Source organism: Paenisporosarcina sp. P4_B8, assembly GCF_056402175.1.
Genome location: NZ_JBFUHX010000013.1, coordinates 17,588 through 38,987, shown reverse-complemented (window position 1 = coordinate 38,987; position 21,400 = coordinate 17,588). Strand labels below are relative to the sequence as shown.

Here is a 21,400-nt window from a genome sequence, read left to right as displayed (position 1 = left end):
CAGGATATTTTACCCCTCGAACATGAAAACCACAAATGGTTTATAATAAAGAAAAAAGAAGAAAGTGTGTTTATCCCATGTATGATGTAATAATTGTCGGAGGCGGTCCCTCTGGATTAATGGCGGCCATTGCTGCTGGTGAAATTGGCAAGAAAGTATTACTTCTTGAAAAAGGAACGAAACTTGGAAAAAAATTAGCGATATCCGGCGGTGGACGTTGCAACGTTACGAACCGATTATCCCAGGAAGAAATTGTGAAGCACATACCCGGTAATGGACGGTTCCTGTATAGTCCTTTCTCGGTTTTCAATAATGAAGACATCATTACTTTCTTTGAAGGACTTGGTGTTGAGCTGAAAGAAGAAGATCATGGGCGCATGTTCCCTGTTTCCAATCGGGCTCAGGATGTTGTCGATACTTTAGTACGCCAATTGGAAAAGTTGCGTGTAGAAGTACTATTCGAAAGACCCGTTGCGAAACTTTTGATGAACGAAGATAAAATTCTTGGCGTCCGTCTGAAAAGTGGACAAGAAATCTTAAGTAAATCCGTTGTACTCGCTGTTGGAGGGAAAGCTGTCCCTCAAACAGGGTCGACTGGCGACGGTTACCCATGGGCACAGCGTGCAGGACATACAGTCACCACCTTATATCCAACTGAAGTACCGTTGTTGTCTGATGAAAAATTCATTCGCTCAAAAGAATTGCAAGGACTCGCACTTCGTGATGTAGCGGTCTCTGTCTTGAATAAAAAAGGAAAAGTGTTGATTACCCATCAAATGGACATGTTATTTACTCACTTCGGTTTAAGCGGTCCCGCTATTTTACGTTGCAGTCAATTTGTTGTCAAAGAACGCATGAAAAACGGGGAATCCCCTGTTGATATGGTTATCGATTCCTTGCCGCAAGAAAATGCGGAGTCAGCTTTCCAGATGCTGGTCAAGTTGATGAAAGAAGATGCCAAGAAATCAGTGAAAAATGTTTGGAAAGGCGTTGCGCCTGAACGTTGGCTGTTGTTTTTATTAAATCGAGCTGGCATCGAATCGAATGAAATCGGTGCTAACCTGTCCAATGAAAAAGTTCGAGCTTTAGCCAGCTTGTTGAAATCATTTACGATGAAAGTAAATGGCACTCAACCTATCGAAAAAGCGTTCGTTACCGGTGGTGGTGTTTCAGTAAAAGAAATTGAACCGAAGACGATGGCTTCCAAGAAAAAGCCTGGTCTGTATTTCTGCGGTGAAATTTTGGATATTCACGGCTATACTGGCGGGTATAACATTACCTCCGCTCTCGTTACCGGGAAAATTGCTGGCATGAGCGCTGCACAATACGCAAAAACGATTCCATACGTACCGGTTGAATATAAATAATCATTACACAACTAACGAAAAACGGAGCGAAGTGATCCAGTCACTTTGCTCCGTTTTTTAATTACATCTCACTATTTTTGTTGGCTCATGCGGAACATGCGGCTAGCGCAAATGTACGGTTCTAAACCCTAGCAAGATATATGAACCAAAAAAGGAAAGAGGCAAGTGATTTTGTCACTTCCCCCTTTCCATAACATTATTGCGTAATCTCTCGCATCTTCTTATCCAGCAGTTGAAACGCGTGCTTTAATTCACTTTTTGGTACACTCTCATACAAGTCACCAATGCTCAATTCAAAATTACATCTTTCAACTGATGTTTCTCTTAAATAACTGGTTAAACCAATACCTGTTTCAATGTGTATTTCTGCCAACAAATGTTCCATGGTTTCCTTTGCGCCACCAAAATAGACGTGGAACATATTAGAAACAGGCTTCAATGGTAATGTTTCCACTCCATGACATGAGTTAAAAAGTCCGGCAAGTTCCTTTGCATCCTCATAATATTGCCCCATTTTCTCTGATCTTTGCTCAAAATAATGATCGGCACTGATGATATATGGGTACAGACTGATTAAATCTCCCCCATGACGTCGTTTCCAAATCTTTGATTCTTGCGCAAAGTCCTGATCACCGGCCAGGATAGCCCCCGCAATTCCACCTATCCCTTTATAAACGGAGATATATACGCTATCAAATAAACTACAAATCTCAGTTGCAGTTTTTTGATAATAAGGAAGTATTTCAAGAAGTCGTGCCCCATCTAAATGCAACTTGATTCCTTTTTCACGACAATGACTGGATATTTTTTCGAGTGTTTCATACGTCGGTAATTGACCGCCTATTTCACGCTGAGGCAATTCCAGCAATAAGCAAGCTATTTCCTCGTCCATTGTGAGCACATCATTTAGTTCAATTACCCTGTTCTTATCCGCCAACAACACCGTTTCGATGTGGTGCAATTCCTTCAAGCCATCTTGCTCATGAATTTCCAGATGGCTTAATGGATGATAAGCCACTTTTCTCAGGGCTTTTTGGTCGCACCAGATACGCAATGCGATTTGCTGTGCCATTGTGCCACTTGGAAAGAAGACAGCTGTTTCTTTTCCTAAATACGCTGCCATCTTGTCTTGAAAAGCTTCAATTATTTCGCCTCTCCCGTACATATCACTCACTGTCTGGCCATCGAAAGAGTCGAATGCCTCTTTCAATATTTGAACATTTCTTATTCCGTGTCCACCAACTTGATGTTTAGTTTGTTTAAAAGAATCCATTAGAAGATTAGTTTGGCCCATTGTTTTTGTCCTCCCATTCTTTCTATGTATCTATTTAGTATAGCACTTGAGCATGGCATGTATGAGGAGCTGTACACTTCAATTAAGATGAATGTTGTGTATTCCAAATGACACATTTATACTGAACTTATATAAAACCTGAATATTCAAAACTATTAGGAGGAAGTAATATGAAACTAGGAGCATTTTCTGTAAGTTTAAGTGTAAAAGACATTAATAAATCAAAATCATTTTACGAAGATTTAGGGTTTGAAGTCTTTGGTGGGAACATTACTCAAAATTGGCTTATTATGAAGAATGAAGGTTGTGTAATCGGGCTATTCCAAGGAATGTTCGAAAAGAACATTCTGACTTTTAATCCTGGGTGGAATCAAAATGCCGAGAATCTTGATGCATTTACGGACATTCGAGAGCTGCAGAATCAGCTTAAAGCAAAAGGAATTAAAATACTGACTGAAGCAGATACATCAGGCGTTGGACCAGCCAGTTTTACAATTGAAGATCCAGACGGTAATCCTATTCTCGTGGATCAACACGTATAAAGAACAGATAATGTGGGACAACTACTTTTTTCGGAATGATCGCAACTTCACCATCTAATCATCAACAAAAATAAACCCCAGTCATTTTTAAAAATGACTGGGGTTTGCGCTTATCCGGCAAAATATAGTGCAATGGCGAATGAAATCAGTGAAATGATAAATACACTGAGTGCCATCCTTTTGTTGGATTTAGAAATTTCTGGGTGACGCAGTATCGTGAAAATCTTCCAAGAAAATGCGATGACGACAAGTATTAAAACAACATGTATCGGTTCCATTAGCCGACCACTATGTTCACAAGCTTACCAGGAATGGCAATGACTTTTTTGATTTCTTTTCCATCAAGAATTTCAATCACTTTTTCGTCTTGTAATACCGCTTTTTCCAACTCATCTTTAGTGAAGTCTTTACTAACGACCATTTTCGTGCGAACCTTACCATTGAATTGGATAGCCATTTCAATTTCGTTTTCCACTAGTTTGGATTCATCGAATGTCGGCCAAGCCACGTAAGAAATCGTTTCGCTGCCTCCAAGCTTTTCCCAAAGTTCTTCTGCCACGTGTGGTGCTACAGGAGCAAGAAGCTGAACGAATCCTTTTACATATTCAACAGGAATTTGTGGTGCTTTGTAAGCATCATTGATAAAGACCATCATTTGCGAAATCGCTGTGTTGAAACGGATTCCTTCGTAGTCTTCCGTCACTTTCTTCACTGTCTGATGATACACTTTTTCGAGTGTTCCATCATTTGACTCAACTATCTTACCGCTGATTGTACCATCTTCATTTACGAACAAGCGCCAGATGCGATCCAGGAATCGACGGGCACCGTCAAGTCCATTTTCTGACCACGCAATGGACGCGTCCAATGGCCCCATGAACATTTCGTACAAGCGAAGAGTGTCTGCTCCATGGCTTTCCACGATATCGTCAGGATTCACGACATTTCCTTTTGATTTGGACATTTTTTCGTTATTTTCGCCCAAAATCATTCCTTGGTTGTAAAGTTTTTGGAATGGTTCTTTAGTTGGCACAACGCCAATATCATACAACACTTTATGCCAGAAACGAGCGTAAAGTAAGTGAAGAACCGCATGTTCAGCTCCACCGATATAAATATCGACAGGCAACCATTGTTTAATCAATTCTGGGTCTGCGATGGCTTGATCATTGTTTGGATCAATATAGCGCAGGTAATACCAGCAGCTACCTGCCCAGTTTGGCATTGTATTCGTCTCACGACGGCCTTTCATGCCCGTTTTCGGATCAACAACATTTACCCATTCGTCTATTTTAGCAAGTGGTGATTCACCTGTTCCACTTGGTTTAATATCATTAGATTTCGGTAAAATCAGTGGAAGTTCTGATTCATCAATAGCTGTTATTGAACCATCTTCCCAGTGAATTACAGGAATCGGCTCACCCCAGTAACGTTGACGGCTGAATAACCAATCACGTAGGCGGTATGTTACTTTCTTTTCGCCAGTTCCTTTTTCTTCAAACCAAGCAATCGCTTTTTCAATTGCTTCCGTTTTGTCCAAACCATTCAAGAAATCAGAGTTAACATGCTCGCCTTCTCCTGCATACGGTTCTTTTGAAATGTCTCCACCTGCAACGACTTCAACGATTGGAAGTTCAAACTGTTTGGCAAATTCATAGTCGCGTTCGTCATGTGCAGGAACAGCCATGATTGCGCCAGTACCATATGAAGCCAGTACATAGTCAGCAATCCAAATCGGCATTTTCTCTCCATTTACAGGATTAAGTGCATAAGCACCTGTAAACACACCTGTTTTGGATTTTGCTAAATCTGTACGCTCAAGGTCGCTTTTCAACTTCACAGATTCAATATATTTTTCTACCGCTTCACGTTGTTCTGCAGTGGTAATATCTTTTACCAAAGCATGCTCGGGTGCCAGTACTGCATATGTTGCGCCAAAGATTGTATCCGGACGTGTAGTAAATGCACGGAATGTGTGCTCAGTGCAATCCACTTTGAATGTCAGTTCTGCTCCTTCTGAACGGCCAACCCAGTTACGTTGCATATCTTTAATGCTTTCTGGCCAATCCAGCTCATCCAAATCTTCGATTAAACGATCAGCATACGCTGTAATTTTCAGCATCCATTGCTTCATTGGACGTCTTTCAACAGGATGCCCGCCGCGTTCGGATTTCCCATCAATCACTTCTTCGTTTGCAAGCACAGTTCCAAGTGCCGGGCACCAGTTCACTGCCACTTCATCCACATAAGCCAATCCTTTTTTATGTAGCTGAAGGAATATCCATTGCGTCCACTTGTAATAAGAAGGATCCGTTGTATTGATTTCACGTTCCCAATCATAAGAGAATCCAAGTTCCTGAATCTGACGTTTGAATGTCGCAATGTTTTTTGCCGTAAATTCAGCAGGGTCATTTCCTGTATCAAGTGCATATTGCTCTGCAGGTAAACCAAAAGCATCCCATCCCATTGGATGTAACACATTGTAACCTTGCATACGCTTGAATCGGCTCAAAATATCAGTTGCCGTATATCCTTCTGGATGACCTACATGCAGTCCTGCACCTGAAGGAAAAGGAAACATATCCAAAGCATAAAACTTCGGTTTTGAAGAATCTTCCCCAGTTTTAAATGTTTTATTTTGATCCCAATACGTTTGCCACTTTTTTTCAATCTGTTGATGTTTAAAATTCATATCTATTCCTCCTTAAAATAAAGGCTCTGTTAATCATTGCTGTTGATTTTCCGCAAAACAGCTACGCTTTCCTTGGGCGAGTGTCGAGCTTTCCCAAAGGAGTCTTCGCTGTTTTGCTCCATATCACTTACCAGTAAAAAACAACAAAGAAATATAACATAACCAAATAAAAAAAACTCTCGTCCATTAGTCAAAAAGACTAAGGGACGAGAGTTATACGCATACTCCCGCGGTACCACCCAAATTAGCAACAAATATCGCTCAACTTGTTTCCTTAACGCGGAAAACGGCACCGGTTACTACTACTTCACCACTGCAGACTCCAAGGCGAGTTCAATAATTTGTGATACCGACTTGCACCAACCGTCGGCTCTCTACAAAACACAACATTATTTACTGATCCTTTTCACAGTCTTACACTATTATTTTTTATTGTAATCGAAGTTTTCAAAAAGCACAAGATTTATTGAACAGTATATCCGCCGTCCAAAACAACTGCCTGTCCCGTCATGCCTTTTGCCGATTCGCTGGATAAGAACATCGCTAAATCCGCGATTTCTTTTACATCCAGTAAACGTTTTTGGGGAACCAACGGATAAATAACTTGTTCAAGCACTGATTCAAGGGGCACATTGCGAGTTGTAGCCAAATCTTGCAACTGATTACGCACAAGAGGCGTGTCCACATAACCTGGGCAAATTGCATTTACGGTAATGCCGTCCACTGCTGTTTCAAGAGCAGCAACTTTCGTCAATCCAATCACGCCATGCTTGGCGGAGTTATAGGCTGATTTACCCGCAAATCCTACTAATCCGTTGATTGAGGCAATGTTGATAATACGGCCGAAGCCTTGTTTGCGCATATGTGGCAATACATTTTTCGTGGCGATAAAAGGAGCTGTCAACATGATCTTTACCAGCAATTCAAAACGTGCTGTTGGGAAATCTTCCAACATGGCAACGTGTTGCATACCAGCATTGTTGATTAAAATATCAAGCTTGCCAAATTGTCTGATGGTTTCATCGATTGAATTGATAATTTCCTCTTCAACAGTTACGTCACATTTTAAGCCGATTGCACCTGAACCAAGTAAAGCCGCTGCTTCTTTTACTTTTTCCTCATTCAAATCAGTCAACACCACTTTGGCGCCAGCTTGTGCAAACTCTTGTGCAATTTGAAAACCGATTCCTTGTGCTGCACCTGTAATGAATAATACTTTATCTTTTACCATCATTAATTCCCTCCATAAAAATCAGCCGCACTAGGCGGCTGATTTCGATTAATTAATTCCAAAACCTAACGAGAATAGTATAATCGCAATTACTACACCGATTGCTGGTGTAACAACAGTAGTTGCAGCTACTGCCCAATAAGCTTGGCTATATTTCTCACCACAAATGGAATGTATAGTTGTAACAACATAGCCATTGTGTGGCAGTGAATCAAGCGCTCCAGATGAAATGGCCACAACACGGTGTAACGCTTCAGGGTTAACACCAGCATCCAAATAACCTGGTGCTAATAATGGTAATGCAATAGCTTGCCCACCAGAAGCTGAACCTGTCATACCTGCAATTACTGATACAGCTACAGCCGCTCCGATTAAAGGAGAACCAGGAATGCTTGTCATTGCATCAACTGCTACCTGAAATGCAGGCACAGATTTTGCAACTCCGCCGAAACCTACAACCGCAGCCGTGTTACCAATAGCGATAATAGCACCTACAGTACCTGCAGAAACTGCTTCCCAAGGTGATTTAAAGTATTTCCAACTAACGATAAACGTTGCAATAATTCCACCCAGCAAGGCAACAATTAATGCGGAAGTTTTTAATTCATTGTGGAAAATGAACGAAATACCCAATACAACCAATAATGGAATCATAGATAGGAATGGATTGGGCAATGGACGGTTTACATCAAAAGTTGGATCCGTTTCACGATTTTCAAAACGTTCACCTTTATTGACTGCTTTCGTGATAAGTTTTTTCAACCACCAATAACCGAATACTGCCATGAAAGCAGCTACAATTAAACTGACTTCCCAACCTGCAAACTGATCTGTCCCTAAAAATGGAATTGGAATCCAGTTTTGAATTTCTGGAGAACCTGCAGAAGTCATTGTAAATGTGACAGATCCTAAAGCTAATGTCGCTGGAATAAAACGACGTGGTAAATCTGCTTGTTTAAATAAAGAGATAGCCATTGGATATACAGAGAATGCTACGACGAACAAACTAACACCGCCGTAAGTTAAAGCTGCACATGCAAGTACAATTGCAAGCACGGCAAACTTCATGCCTAATTTTGCAACAAACCATTTGGCAACTGAATCAGCAGCACCACTGTCTTCCATTACTTTTCCAAAAACAGCCCCAAGTAAGAACATTAGGTACCAAGCTAAAATGAATGATGTAAAACCTGTCATATAACTGGTAACAAAGTTTGCTGCTCCTTCTTCAACCAACTGAGGAAATAATGGCAAACCACTCATGACGGCAACGAATAATGCAGAAATCGGTCCACCAATAAGAATGTTTACACCTTTTAATGTTAAGAAAATAAGTAAAGCTAGTCCACCAAGGAGGCCGATCATACTTAATACAATACTAGTATCCATTAATAAATTTCCCCCGAAATTTTATTAAGACGTTTTAGTTATTAAACTCGACATTTTCTTTTACGTTATCTACATTTAAAGAAGCTTCTGTAGAATCAATGACGTCTTGAACAGAGAACCCTTCAAAAACTTCTTTTAGAACCAATCCAGTTGGTGTTACTTCAATCAAAGCACGTTCTGTAATTATTTTGTTTACAACGCCTTTACCGGTTAACGGGAGATCACATTGTTTCTTGATTTTGGCTGACCCATCTTTTGCAACATGGTCCATAATAACGATGATTTTCTTGGCACCATGAACTAAATCCATTGCGCCGCCCATGCCTTTAATCATTTTGCCTGGAATCATCCAGTTTGCTAAATCGCCAGTCTCTGAAACTTCCATACCACCTAAAATAGCAACGTCAACATGTCCACCACGAATCATGGCAAACGACTCAGCACTTGTGAAAAAGGCAGAACCTGGAATTGTTGTAACCGTTTCCTTTCCTGCGTTAATCAAGTCAGGATCAACTTCATTTTCTGTTGGATAAGGCCCGATACCTAGTAATCCGTTTTCAGATTGTAAAACTACTGTTTTGTTAGGAGAAATATAGTTTGCAACCAAAGTTGGCATCCCAATTCCTAAGTTCACGTAGTTTCCGTCTTCAATTTCTTGTTCAGCTCGAATAGCTATACGATCCCTAACATTTACTTTTCCCATGCTGTTTGTCTCCTCCTGTCTTATGAACGAGTCGTTAAACGTTCAATCCGTTTCTCTTGTGATGCTTGCAGTAGTCCTTGTACATAGATGCTTGGTGTTTGAACTGTGTTCGGATCCAAGTCACCTGTTTCAACAATTTCTTCCACTTCTGCAATGGTGAACTTTCCAGCAGCCGCCATCATCGGATTAAAGTTTTGCGCTGTTTTGTTATAAACAAGATTCCCAAACTTATCAGCTTTCGCAGCACGAACAAGTGCAAAGTCAGCTCGCAATGCTTCTTCAAGTACATATTCCTTACCGTCAAATTCACGAATTTCTTTTCCTTCAGCAATGGTTGTACCAACGCCTGCCGGAGTAAAGAATGCAGGTATGCCTGCACCACCCGCGCGAATTTTTTCAGCTAAAGTCCCTTGTGGCGTCAACTCCACTTCGATTTCGCCAGATAATACTTGGCGTTCAAATTCCTTGTTTTCACCAACATATGAACCGATCATCTTTTTTATTTGTTTATTTTTCAATAAAAGACCAAGGCCCCAATCATCAATTCCACAGTTATTCGAGATAACGGTTAAATCGGTTACGCCTTTATCAACAAGAGCAAGAATCAATTTTTCGGGTATTCCAACCAGTCCAAAACCACCGACCATTAATGTCGCACCATTTTGAATTTGTTGTACAGCCTCTTCTGCAGAAGAATAGATTGGCTTCATGTGTTTTCCTCCTTACAAGAATTCATTTAATTAATTGTATAAAAGCGCTTTCATAGCTATTAAATCAGATGCAGAATTTTCACGCAATAGCAGTTGTGACAACTAATTGTCGAAATCACTCGTCCTCAAGTCCGAAATTTCGGACTATTTAGAAGTCTATTGAATATGAATTGAGATTTTGTCGAAATTAGTAGTCTTATTTTTCGGATTTACGTCCGTTTATTCGGAATTAGGTCATAAGTTATATTTTTTTATTTTCTCATAAAGGGTCGAACGACTTAGTCCTAATTGTTTGGCTATTATCCTTTTATCCTTTTCATCTTGCAATGCATGTTGAATCATCATCTTTTCAAGATCTTCTATTGCATCCTGCAAATTGACGAACTGAGTTACGGGTTTTTTCCGAACTTGTTTCAATTGTTCCGGTAATGCAGTGGGTTCTATTATCTCGTGCTCAGCTAAATATACTGCCGCTTGAATGACATTTTGCAATTCGCGAACATTCCCTGGCCAATGGTAGTTTTGTAAATACTCTCTTGTTCGGCTCGACAGGACAAGTCTGCGTTTACCCGCCTTTAATATGTATTGCTGTAGAAAGGTATTGGCCAGTTCTGTGAAATCTTCCATTCGCTCACGTAACGGGGGAATACGTAGCGTAATGGCTTGGATACGGTAATATAAATCTTCTCGAAATTTGCCTTGTTCAATTAAATGTTCCAGAGGACGATTGGTTGCTGCAAGTATTCTTACGTTTACTTTTTTCGGCATATGAGAACCAACAGCTTCAATCTCGCCTTCCTGAATAGCGCGCAATAGCTTCGCTTGAATGGTCAGTGGCATTGCACCAATTTCATCGATAAACAAGGTTCCATTATCGGCAAGTTCAAAGCGTCCTTTTCGATGATGCTTTTCGGGCTCTAAATAGGCACCAAAAATCTCCGATTCCAATAAATCCGCTGGGATTGCTGCACAATTAATTTTCACAAAGGGTAATTCAGCACGCTCCGATCGTTCATGGATACTTTGAGCAAATAGTTCTTTTCCTGTTCCACTTTCGCCTTCAATCAGTACGGACAAATCACTTGGGGCAATCATTTGTATTGTTTCTTTGATCGAACGAATCGCTTTCGAACTACCTTTGATATCTTCAAGACGATATGATTTGTTCGGTGCTTCATGCGAAGTCATGTTAATTTTGTCCATGGTAGTCCTAACGTGTGAACTAAGCTTTTTCCAATCGTTCATATCCCGAAAAACAACGCTTCCAAAAGCACCGACAATTTCTCCATCCACTATTAAAGGTACGCGATTAGCCAGCATATATGTCCCTTTTATGTAATGTGGAGATGCTTGGTGTGCCATTCCGGATTTAATAACTTCGTGCATTTTTGTATTTTCGATTACTTCATCCACAGGTTTTCCGATGGCTTGATCTCGTGGCACCTCTAAAAACCGGCAATAGTCTTCGTTGATATAAAGGATTCGTGAATTTTTATCTACCACGACAAACCATTGAAATGCGTTCTCCAATATTTGTGCAAGAACAGATTCCGGTAATTGTTGTAATACTGACTTCATTTTACTCACCCTAACTTTGCGATTCGTTCCATTCTATTTTCCCAAAGAATACGCAATTATGCAAAAAAGCGAAGAGCCTAAGTAGGCTCTTCACTTTCTTTTCTTAAGGTTAAATTTAACTTTCCTATTGTTATCATAGATTTCATGATAGATGTAAATGCACTCTCTTTGGAGCAACTAACCAATATCCTCCTAATTTGCACTCTTACTACCCATGCCATCATGCAACAGAAAAGTACTTGTACTCTTTCAATTCTTATTCAACATCTACTACATTCTTTAACATTGCTTTTTTTAGCGGACGATCATAGTAAAGGCTTGGAATAATAGCCAATGCCATGAATGACGTCAAGATTAAAAACATAGCTGTCATACCATACTGATCGACCAGGACTCCACCTACAAAAGGACCCAGCATTCTGCCAACTGTCGCTGTACTGTTAACAATTCCCTGATAGAACCCTTCCCTGCCCTTAGGTGCCAGCTGACTTGCCAAAGTCGGCACAGCGGGCCACACAAACATCTCCCCAATGGTCAATATCACCATCGCTGTTACGAACATCGAAAATACTTGTGCATATCCAACGACGATAAATGAAATCATCATGATAACAATACCTAAAACCAGCTGAGCTTTTACACGGTGTTCAAGTCTTTTGACAATCGGTTGAATGATTGGCTGGGCAGCTAAAATGAGCAACCCGTTAATTGTCCATAGCAAACTGTAATGCTTCAGTGTCAGTCCCAGCTCCTGAGTATACGTCGCAATAGTTGACTGCCATTGCACATACACTAGCCAACATAGTAAATAGCCGCTAGTGACGATAAGCAAGGCATAAAACGGTGCTTTGTTTCGTATCTTTTTCCCTTCATTAATGACGGAAGTATGCATATTCGGCGAAATATTAAACTTTCGATAGCCAAAAAACGCAATGAAAAAGAACACAATATACATGCCTAAATTCGCAATGAAAATATAATCAAAACTGGCATCCGCGATAATTCCAGCTACTGCCGGACCGATAGCCACACCCAAATTCTGTGCAAGATAGATCGCATTGAACGCTTTCCTCCCACCTTCCGGCCAGGCAGTTCCTACCATCGCATACATACTTGGAAAGACAATACCTCCACTGAATCCTATAATCGTCAGGAACCACACATAATGCGGCCAACCGTGCCATAGAGTTAACCCGATCAGACCAATAATAGTAATGACAATTCCAAGCATGATGGATTTATACCCACCAATACGGTCAAACAAATAACCACCGAGTAAATTTCCGAAGATTCCTGCACCTGCATTCGCCATTAAAACCAGCCCTGCCACTGACAGACTTTTTCCTAAATGTTCATGTAAATATATAGTATTTAAGGGCCATAAAAACGAGCTACCCGTGACATTGACGAGCATACCTATTATTAAAAGCCATACACTTCTAGGCATGACAATTCCTCCATTATTTCGAAATCCTAAATAATTGTAGTCTTTTTTGGACAATCCAACAAGATGTCTCAAATAATACAAGTATTCTGCTTTTGGGGTGCATGGGTTTTCTATGAGAATCATGATAAAATACCCTTTTAGAGGAGTGGATGCATAAATGAATTTCCCTTTTCCTTCTGACGGGAAGCGATACTACACTTGGAACCGTCATTTACGAAACGAATTTGGTTTCAAAGTATTTAAAGTAGCATTAGACGCTGGATTTGATTGTCCAAATAGGGACGGAACAGTGGCTTTCGGAGGTTGCACTTTCTGCAGCGCGGCGGGCTCAGGAGATTTTGCCGGTGACCGTGTAGATTCGATTGACGTTCAATTTGAAGAAGTGAAAAATAAGATGCATAAGAAATGGAAAGACGGAAAATATATGGCTTATTTTCAGGCTTACACGAATACACATGCGCCGCTCCCTGTATTAAAAGAAAAATTCGAAGCTGCTTTAGCACAGGAAGGCGTTATCGGTTTATCGATAGCAACACGCCCAGATTGTCTGCCAGATGATGTCGTGGAATATCTGGCTGAATTGAACGAGCGTACCTATCTATGGGTAGAACTTGGTCTTCAGACCGTTCACGAACGGACAGCAAAGTTAATCAATCGTGCACATGATTATGCTTGTTATATCGAAGGAGTTCAGAAACTCCGCAAACATGGCATTAACGTATGCGCCCATATTATTAATGGTCTGCCTCTTGAAGATAAAGAGATGATGATGGAAACTGCCCGTGAAGTATCCAAACTGGATGTTCAAGGTATTAAAATCCATTTGCTTCATTTACTGAAGGGAACACCCATGATCAAACAATACGAAAAAGGATTGCTCGAGTTTATGGACCAGGACGCATATGTCCAACTCGTTGCCGATCAACTTGAACTTCTGCCACCTGAAATGGTAATTCATCGTATTACAGGAGATGGACCGATTAATTTAATGATTGGGCCCATGTGGAGTGTCAATAAATGGTCTGTACTGAATGCAATCGATGCTGAACTTGTTCACCGGGACAGTTGGCAAGGCAAACATTTCTCAGAGAAGGTGACCATACAATGAAACTAGAAAGGGTTCTCCCCTATGTGAAAACATTATTAAAAAGCTCGGTTTGTCCTGGAGATACTGTTGTAGACGCAACCGCTGGGAATGGCCATGATACCCTTTTTCTCGCACAGCTGGTCGGACCGACTGGAAAAGTGTATGCTTTCGATGTTCAGGAAGAGGCAATTGAAGCAACACGATTACGATTAGATGAATGGCAGGAATGTGCTACGGTCATACAGGATGGTCACGAGAAAATCACCCAATATGTAACGAATGAAATATCTGCCGCCGTTTTCAACCTCGGCTATTTGCCAGGTGCAGACCATTCCATCATCACAAAACCGAATACAACCATTCAAGCAATCACTGGTTGTCTGGATTTATTAAAAGTCGGTGGAATCATTGTGTTGGTCGTATACCATGGACATGAGGGCGGCGATGTGGAGCGTGACGCTTTGCTTGATTATTTACAAACACTACCTCAATCATTTGTCCATGTACTGAAATATGAATTTATCAATCAACAAAATCATCCGCCGTTTGTTGTGGCGATTGAGAAAATGAAGCATCTTACATGACCTTAAGGTAAGCTATTTAGCTTTCCTTAAGGTTTTTTGCATATTTTTAAGAGGATTGGAAAAACTAGGGTTATCATTTTTCCCTAAGGAGATTTCTATGCCAAAAATCCAATCCATCAGTTCATTCCTTCCTCCATATTCCTATTCCCAAGAAGAAGCCTCGACATTATTGAAAAATTTATTTACCGATCACTACGAAGATTTGGAACGGATGCTCAAAGTATTTGAAAATGGCGAAATTGAATCCCGTCAATTTTGCGTGCCAACGGAGTGGTTTGAACATCCTCATGATTTGGAGGAACGCAATCGACTATACATCGAACTTGCCACTTCCTACGGTGCTTTAGCTATTAATGCCTGTCTGCAAAACCAGGAGTTTTTGGAAGAGTCCGTTCATCCTTCCGAGATTGACGGTATTTTATTTATTTCTAGTACCGGTTTTTCGACACCGAGTATCGAGGCGCGAATTTTAAATCAACTTCCATTCTCTGACTATGTCAAACGCATCCCGATTTGGGGACTGGGGTGTGCAGGCGGTGCATCAGGATTAAGTCGTGCATTTGACTATTGTCTTGCTTATCCGAAAGCGAAAGTACTCGTGCTATGTGTGGAATTATGCAGCTTAACATTTCAGCCAAATGACTACTCAAAGAGCAATTTAATTGGGGCATCTTTATTTGCAGATGGAGTAGCTTGTGCATTGATTTGCGGAGACGACGCAGTCATTCAATCCAAGAAACCTTGCCCTGTATTTGTCGCAACATCTTCAAAAACAATGGCCAATTCCGAAAATGTGATGGGATGGGATATGAAAAACGATGGATTGCATGTCGTCTTTTCCAAAAGCATTCCTTCCATTATTGAAAAGTGGCTCGAGCCATTCGTTACAGAATTTTTGGCAGAACACCACTTGACTTCTAAACAACTTGACCATTTCATTGCCCATCCTGGTGGCAAGAAAGTGCTGACTGCATACGAAAAATCGCTTGGGTTTGACTCATCCAAAACCGATATTTCAAGGGAGATTTTAAGAAAACACGGGAATATGTCTTCGCCCACCGTTCTTTATGTTTTGGAAGCTTTCATGAAGCTAGATTGTTCTCCAGGAGAAAAAGGTTTGTTGGCGGCACTTGGACCTGGATTCAGTGGAGAATTGGTGCTGCTGGAATGGCAATAGAAACAATTATTTTCTCCAGTATAGTGGGATTTGTTATTGTGCAAAGAATAGTTGAGCTTTTTGTCGCACGCAATAATGAACGATGGATTCGTAGTCAAGGAGGATACGAAGTCGGGGCGAGGCACTATCCTTACATGGTAGGCATACATGTTGGCTTTTTCCTTAGTCTAATTGTTGAATTTTTGATGTTCGACCGCGAACTCCCTTCTCTTTGGCCTGTGCTATTTATCATTTTTGTAGGTCTACAAATCATGCGCGTATGGGTAATCGCTTCACTTGGAAGGTTCTGGAACACAAAAATCCTTGTCTTACCTGGTGCGCATGTCGTTAAAAAAGGACCCTTCCGCTTCTTGAGGCACCCAAATTATTTCGTCGTTTCATTGGAAATTTTAGTGATTCCCTTAATGTTCGGGGCTTACTTTACAGCACTGATATTTGCCTTATTAAATTTAATTATTTTGTGTGTGCGCATCCCGATGGAAGAGGCAGCTTTACGAGAAGTTACGAATTACAAGGAAGTCTTCTAATATACGATTTTCCTACGCAAAAAGGCTGACCCTAATAATGAGTCAGCCTTTTACTATTTTTAATTTATTTTTCAAACACAATCTCTCCGGCTATGATTGTTTTCACGACTTTTGCTTCCAGAACTTGTTCATCTGGTCCGTCAAATAAATCTCGATCAAAGACGGTAAAATCTGCGTCAAAGTTCTTCTTAATGTAGCCTCTTTCATTTTCCTTGCCAATAGCCATTGCACTGCCAATCGTATATAGGGCAATCGCGTCGTATCGACTGAGTTTTTCCTGTGGTTGATACCCGTCATGTGTGTCACCAGGGCTCTTCCTTGCAATGGCTGCATATAAACCAAGTCGTGGATCCACTTCTTCGATTGGAGAATCTGAACCTCCGCTGCATGTAATTCCGCGGTCCAATAGCCTTTTCCAAGCATACGCCCAGTCAAGTCGAGTTTCTCCCAACCTCTCTTTAACCCACGGAAAGTCCGATGTAACAAAACTTGGTTGAATATCGAGTACAATATCGAGTTTCTCCATACGGTCTACTAAATCCTCACGTAATACATTCGCATGAATTAAACGATCTCGTTTCCCTTCTCGGACAGGGTGTTTTTCTATAGCGGATACAATCATTTCCATCCCCATATCACCAATTGCATGCACAGCTACTGCTTCACCATAAGAACGAGCTCTTGACACGAGGGCATTCAATTCTTCTTGAGTATGAATTGAAACACCTGAAGTTGACATGTCGTCGGCATATGGTCCACTCAGCAAGGCCGTTCGCCCTCCAAGGGAACCATCAATAAATATTTTCATGGCGCCTGGTTCAATCCACGGTTGATCATACGTTGCATCATGCATCATCTTTTCAAAGACTGTATGATGGCGAAGTAAATTCACACGGAATTTGCGGTCATTTCCGATGACTGTTTTAAACGCTTGCAACGGTCGGTTGTAATCACCGTAATAACTCATATCCTCTGTATGAACGCCTGTAAAGCCTCGCGATACCAAATCGGTCAAAGCCGTTTCTAAAGAAATGACCAATTGTGTAACAGAGACTTCAGGAATATGTTTTTCTACAAAAGCCATAGCCCCGTCCAATAAGTATCCAGTTGGTTCGCCTTCATCGTCTCTGACTATGACACCATTCTCCGGGTCGGGAGTATCTTTTGTAATTCCCGCCAGCTTAAGTGCAACTGAATTCACAATCATGGCATGTCTACAAATTCGCTTTAACACAATCGGTGAAGTAGAAAGCTCATCCAGTTCGTAGCGGTTAAGTATTTTTTGGTTGTCAAAATTATTTTCATTCCATCCTTCAGCAAGAAACCATTCTCCTTCTGGATGATTGATCAGAAGATTTTTCAAATCTGCCGTCATTTCATTTGGAGACATATATTTAGATAAATCAATATGACGCAATTTATCACCATGACCAATCATATGTATATGGCTGTCCACAAATCCAGGATAGACAAATGCCCCCTCAAGATTGATACATTGATCTGCATACTTTTTCATATCTTCATATAAACCGGTATTGATAATTTTGCCGTTCTCTACCAAAACTGCATCAATAGTATGTTGTGAATCTTTCATCGTATAAAATGTTGCATGATGAAAACAGATTTTTGTCATGATGGCACCTCCACTTTGTATAATCATAAAACAAAAACCGTCTCATTCACAATGGAATGAAACGGTTATTACTTATTTTTGTTCCTGTACAGCTTGTTCAACAGCTCTTGCTACAACTGTATGCACACTCGAATCTAATGGATTTGGTATTAAATCCCCTGGTTTTGTATGATTGGCAATGGCTCGAGCCGCTCCAACTAGCATCGGGTAACTGATGTCACTCATGCGTGCATTCAAAGCACCACGTAAAATCCCTGGAAATCCTAATGCATTATTAACCAATCTTCCATCCGCTGCATAAGCAGCACCGGCAGCCAAGGCATCCTTAAGAAAACGTCATTCGTCCATTATATTAAATTCCCAAGTATGTCCGGAAATCAAAATGTATAGTCCGCAGATAATCACTTTTTCTTTCTATAAAAGAACAAAATCGCCCAACCGGAGTTAGGCGATAAATTGTTATTTCTTCAGGTTCTCATTTTTTAAGTTGTCATTATATTCAACCCAGAAATCAGCATTTTTAATACCTAAGTTTCTCGGATCAAATACTGGATCTTTGCCTTCTTTTTTCTGAGCTTCATAATCTTTAAGAGCAAGAAGAGCGGGCTTAGCTATGATAAGAATTGCAATTAAATTCAACCAGCACATTAAACCTAACCCTACATCGCCTAGTGCCCAAGCTAATTTAGCTTCATTTATCGTTCCATAGAACGCTGTTATTAAAATGACAATTTTCAAAACAAAAATACCTATTTTTTCAGCATTGCCTTTCAGTAGATAAGCAACATTGGTTTCTGCCATATAGTAGTAAGCCATAATTGTCGTGAATGCAAAGAAGAACAACGCAATTGCAACAAATCCAGCTCCAATACCTGCTCCCGGCATTGCATAATCAATTGCCGCTTGAGTGTAGCCAGCTCCAGCATCGACTCCTGGAAGGTTTTCAACAACAAATTCGCCTTCGCCGTCATCCAATTGAACATTGTACATCCCTGTGAATAAAATCATGAATGCAGTTGCTGAACACACCAACAATGTATCAATGTACACTGAGAATGCCTGAACGAGACCTTGTTTCACCGGATGAGAAACTTCTGCCGCAGCTGCTGCGTGTGGTCCAGTACCTTGACCAGCTTCATTTGAATAGACTCCACGTTTGACGCCCCATGCAATTGCAGCACCAATCATCCCACCGAAAGTCGAGTCAAAGCTGAAAGCACTTGAAAAGATCAATCTAAGAACACCTGGCACTTCAGTAATGTTCATTCCAATAATGATTATTGCCATTAGAATGTAAGCTAGCGCCATGAAAGGTACAACAAATTGAGCTACGTTTGCAATACGTTTTACTCCGCCGAGAATAATGACGCCTAGAATGACAACAATTACAGCTCCAGTAACCCATCGAGGCATGTCAAATGCATTTTCCATCCCTATGGCAATGGAGTTCGATTGAATGCCTGGCATCAATATGGACATAGCCAATAGTGTTGCGAGTGCAAAAATAACTGCATACCACTTCGAGCCGATTCCTTTTTCTATGTAATAAGCAGGACCACCACGGTATTGTCCTTGGTCTTTCACTTTATAAATTTGAGCCAAAGTTGATTCGACAAACGCTGAAGACGCCCCGATAAACGCAATTGCCCACATCCAGAATACAGCCCCTGGACCACCAAATGCAATCGCCGTAGCAACCCCTGCAATATTTCCGGTTCCAACACGACCTGATAATGCAATCGATAATGCTTGGAATGAAGATACCCCGGCATCCGATTTTTCACCTTTGAACATTTGAACAACCATATCCTTGATCAGTCGAACTTGCAAGAAACGAGTAAGGATTGAAAATAATAGACCGATAGCCAAACAGCCATAAATCATCCATGGTCCCCATAAAAAGTTATTTATTTGCCCAATAAACTCTTCCATCCGATTTCCCCCTTTGTTTGTTCATGATATTGTCACATTATTCACTATATTACAAAAAATATATTAGTACAAGGTAAGAAATTTTATATACTTCTAGATTTTCATTATGTTAACTGCGACTTTTGCAAGGCATAGCGTTCTTAAATCCACGTTTCAAAAGGGTTGAAAAAGGATTTACTGCTTCTTTTTGTGCTTAGTAAGCTTTGCATGCAATGCAATGTTACTCTAAAAAATATAGAGAAATATTATTATTAAAATTGCCGCCGCCTCCACTGCAATCAACAGAAATCACTTCTGTAGCGTGTCTAAGCAAAATATTTCAGTAGGAAGGTGGTTGGCTATTTCTGAAGACCCCTGCGGAAAGCGAAAGAAATAGCCGACCACAATCTTTTTCGATAGAGTGCAAAAGATAAGAACTCAAATTTTTAAATTAATATTCTTTTCGTTAACAAGCTGTAATATTTTTATTAAAAGAGAATTATCATATTCGTAAATGTTCAGGTTTTGAAATTTGGAATCTATTGATTCCCTTTTTTACAGGGGGCTAATTTTCTGTCAGAATAATTTATATCTAAAGCACCGCATGATTGTAAAAATCCTTGTAAATCAGCATAATTCATAAATGAAGTCATAAACAAATCCATAATAAAAGCCTTTCTAATTTTTCATTAGAAAGGCTTTTATTTGTCTTAAACCACATATCCGAGTGAACGCAACACATTATTCACGAATGTCTTAGTGTAATAAAACACATCTTCTCGTTCTGGCTCTTGGAACAGATCATGGAAACAATTTTTCCACTCTTTGTATTGTATTTCAGAAAGTTGTTGTTTTTGCAGCCAATTCTTTGCGAATGTCGGATCCGTAATTTTATCCCGCTCTGCAGTCATCATCAAAATAGGAACATTTTGAATGCTTTCTTGTTTGGCGGTTGTTGCTTTCATCAAATGCTGCAACTCCCTGTACCACTTCAAAGTAATGGTCGTGTTATATAGTTCATCGTCTTTATCTTGCGTATAAACATCATAATTTCTTGTCAGTTTTTTAATGGTTATTTCATGAGTACTCTTGACGTTTTCAGCAAGCTTCCCCATGTTGGCTAAAGCACTGGAAAGTTTCGATGCATGAATATGTAAATGCATCCAAGGAGATGTCAGAATAATTCCTGCACATTCAATTGATTTTTCCTGAAGCACTTGCATGAGTAAAGTTGCACCTAACCCGTGACCCATAATAAAAACGGGTAAGTTATATGTAAGCGAAGCGTCAATCAAGTGATTGATAAAAGTGCCATACGATTGAAAATCCTCGTCATGTGCTTGTTTATTGAGAGCCGATTCTCCGTGCCCCGGCAGATCCCCCATTACAACATGAAATCCTGAACTCCTGAATTCTTCTATTAACCAGGCGTACCTACGATGATGTTCATACGCGCTGTGTACGATGGCGATGACTGCTTTTGCCTGTCCATCAGCTTCCCATTTCCACATAATCATCGCTCCTTCTA

The 21,400-nt window shown here is 40.4% G+C and carries 18 protein-coding genes, 1 pseudogene and 1 other annotated feature; of the genes and pseudogenes, 6 read left to right on the top strand and 13 right to left on the bottom strand.

The features are described from left to right. Positions 1-77 precede the first annotated feature (77 nt). On the top strand, positions 78-1,367 hold the full coding sequence (locus AC1DSK_RS12775) for a BaiN/RdsA family NAD(P)/FAD-dependent oxidoreductase (RefSeq protein ID WP_477548052.1): 1,290 nt from the start codon (positions 78-80) through the stop codon (positions 1,365-1,367). A gap of 196 nt (positions 1,368-1,563) precedes the next feature. Here AC1DSK_RS12775 and AC1DSK_RS12770 read toward each other — a convergent pair whose 3' ends face one another. Continuing rightward, on the bottom strand, positions 1,564-2,661 hold the full coding sequence (locus AC1DSK_RS12770; protein ID WP_477548051.1) for a threonine aldolase family protein: 1,098 nt from the start codon (positions 2,659-2,661) through the stop codon (positions 1,564-1,566). A gap of 170 nt (positions 2,662-2,831) precedes the next feature. On the opposite strand from AC1DSK_RS12770, the gene AC1DSK_RS12765 reads away from it, so the two are divergent. Next, the gene (locus AC1DSK_RS12765) at positions 2,832-3,203 is read left to right on the top strand and encodes a VOC family protein (protein WP_477548050.1); all 372 of its coding nucleotides are present in this window, start codon (positions 2,832-2,834) and stop codon (positions 3,201-3,203) included. Positions 3,204-3,313: 110 nt separating this feature from the next. Here AC1DSK_RS12765 and AC1DSK_RS12760 read toward each other — a convergent pair whose 3' ends face one another. The 8 genes from AC1DSK_RS12760 to AC1DSK_RS12725 all read right to left on the bottom strand — a co-directional run bounded on the left by AC1DSK_RS12760 (position 3,314) and on the right by AC1DSK_RS12725 (position 12,953). Then, positions 3,314-3,481: a hypothetical protein gene (locus AC1DSK_RS12760; RefSeq protein ID WP_016426568.1), complete on the bottom strand. Its 168-nt coding sequence runs from the start codon at positions 3,479-3,481 to the stop codon at positions 3,314-3,316. Beyond that, positions 3,481-5,895: a leucine--tRNA ligase gene (gene leuS, locus AC1DSK_RS12755; RefSeq protein WP_477548049.1), complete on the bottom strand. Its 2,415-nt coding sequence runs from the start codon at positions 5,893-5,895 to the stop codon at positions 3,481-3,483. The genes AC1DSK_RS12760 and leuS overlap by 1 nt, the downstream gene beginning before the upstream one ends. A gap of 199 nt (positions 5,896-6,094) precedes the next feature. Further along, positions 6,095-6,314: a binding site (T-box leader), on the bottom strand. A gap of 44 nt (positions 6,315-6,358) precedes the next feature. Then, the gene (locus AC1DSK_RS12750; protein ID WP_477548048.1) at positions 6,359-7,126 is read right to left on the bottom strand and encodes a 3-hydroxybutyrate dehydrogenase; all 768 of its coding nucleotides are present in this window, start codon (positions 7,124-7,126) and stop codon (positions 6,359-6,361) included. Between the two features lie 48 nt (positions 7,127-7,174). Beyond that, positions 7,175-8,515, bottom strand: a complete 1,341-nt coding sequence (locus AC1DSK_RS12745; RefSeq protein WP_477548047.1) for a GntP family permease — start codon at positions 8,513-8,515, stop codon at positions 7,175-7,177. A gap of 34 nt (positions 8,516-8,549) precedes the next feature. Next, on the bottom strand, positions 8,550-9,218 hold the full coding sequence (locus AC1DSK_RS12740) for a 3-oxoacid CoA-transferase subunit B (protein ID WP_477548046.1): 669 nt from the start codon (positions 9,216-9,218) through the stop codon (positions 8,550-8,552). 20 nt (positions 9,219-9,238) lie between these two features. Further along, positions 9,239-9,928: a CoA transferase subunit A gene (locus AC1DSK_RS12735; protein ID WP_477548045.1), complete on the bottom strand. Its 690-nt coding sequence runs from the start codon at positions 9,926-9,928 to the stop codon at positions 9,239-9,241. Between the two features lie 234 nt (positions 9,929-10,162). Beyond that, positions 10,163-11,506 carry a sigma-54 interaction domain-containing protein gene (locus tag AC1DSK_RS12730; protein WP_477548044.1) on the bottom strand — a complete coding sequence of 448 codons (1,344 nt, stop codon included), beginning with the start codon at positions 11,504-11,506 and terminating at the stop codon, positions 10,163-10,165. A 256-nt stretch (positions 11,507-11,762) separates the two neighbouring features. Beyond that, positions 11,763-12,953, bottom strand: a complete 1,191-nt coding sequence (locus AC1DSK_RS12725) for an MDR family MFS transporter (protein WP_477548043.1) — start codon at positions 12,951-12,953, stop codon at positions 11,763-11,765. 157 nt (positions 12,954-13,110) lie between these two features. On the opposite strand from AC1DSK_RS12725, the gene mnmL reads away from it, so the two are divergent. The 4 genes from mnmL to AC1DSK_RS12705 all read left to right on the top strand — a co-directional run bounded on the left by mnmL (position 13,111) and on the right by AC1DSK_RS12705 (position 16,328). Continuing rightward, positions 13,111-14,061: a tRNA modification radical SAM protein MnmL/YtqA gene (gene mnmL, locus AC1DSK_RS12720; protein WP_477548042.1), complete on the top strand. Its 951-nt coding sequence runs from the start codon at positions 13,111-13,113 to the stop codon at positions 14,059-14,061. Next, positions 14,058-14,624 (top strand): tRNA 5-(aminomethyl)-2-thiouridylate-methyltransferase MnmM, encoded by a 567-nt coding sequence (gene mnmM / locus AC1DSK_RS12715; RefSeq protein WP_477548041.1) that lies wholly within the window; start codon positions 14,058-14,060, stop codon positions 14,622-14,624. The genes mnmL and mnmM overlap by 4 nt, the downstream gene beginning before the upstream one ends. A gap of 97 nt (positions 14,625-14,721) precedes the next feature. Beyond that, positions 14,722-15,801 (top strand): type III polyketide synthase, encoded by a 1,080-nt coding sequence (locus tag AC1DSK_RS12710; RefSeq protein ID WP_477548040.1) that lies wholly within the window; start codon positions 14,722-14,724, stop codon positions 15,799-15,801. After that, positions 15,792-16,328, top strand: coding sequence for an isoprenylcysteine carboxyl methyltransferase family protein (locus AC1DSK_RS12705; protein WP_477548039.1), 537 nt, complete (start codon positions 15,792-15,794; stop codon positions 16,326-16,328). The genes AC1DSK_RS12710 and AC1DSK_RS12705 overlap by 10 nt, the downstream gene beginning before the upstream one ends. A gap of 64 nt (positions 16,329-16,392) precedes the next feature. Here AC1DSK_RS12705 and AC1DSK_RS12700 read toward each other — a convergent pair whose 3' ends face one another. The 4 genes and pseudogenes from AC1DSK_RS12700 to AC1DSK_RS12685 form a co-directional block, all read right to left on the bottom strand. Continuing rightward, positions 16,393-17,961 carry an amidohydrolase gene (locus AC1DSK_RS12700; protein ID WP_477548038.1) on the bottom strand — a complete coding sequence of 523 codons (1,569 nt, stop codon included), beginning with the start codon at positions 17,959-17,961 and terminating at the stop codon, positions 16,393-16,395. 72 nt (positions 17,962-18,033) lie between these two features. Next, positions 18,034-18,288: pseudogene (locus AC1DSK_RS12695) on the bottom strand (malic enzyme-like NAD(P)-binding protein); the annotation flags it as partial. Between the two features lie 132 nt (positions 18,289-18,420). Further along, a complete protein-coding gene (locus AC1DSK_RS12690; RefSeq protein WP_477548037.1) occupies positions 18,421-19,893 on the bottom strand; it encodes an alanine/glycine:cation symporter family protein in 1,473 nt (490 codons plus the stop codon). Between the two features lie 689 nt (positions 19,894-20,582). Next, the gene (locus tag AC1DSK_RS12685) at positions 20,583-21,383 is read right to left on the bottom strand and encodes an alpha/beta hydrolase (RefSeq protein WP_477548036.1); all 801 of its coding nucleotides are present in this window, start codon (positions 21,381-21,383) and stop codon (positions 20,583-20,585) included. Between the last annotated feature and the right edge of the window lie 17 nt (positions 21,384-21,400).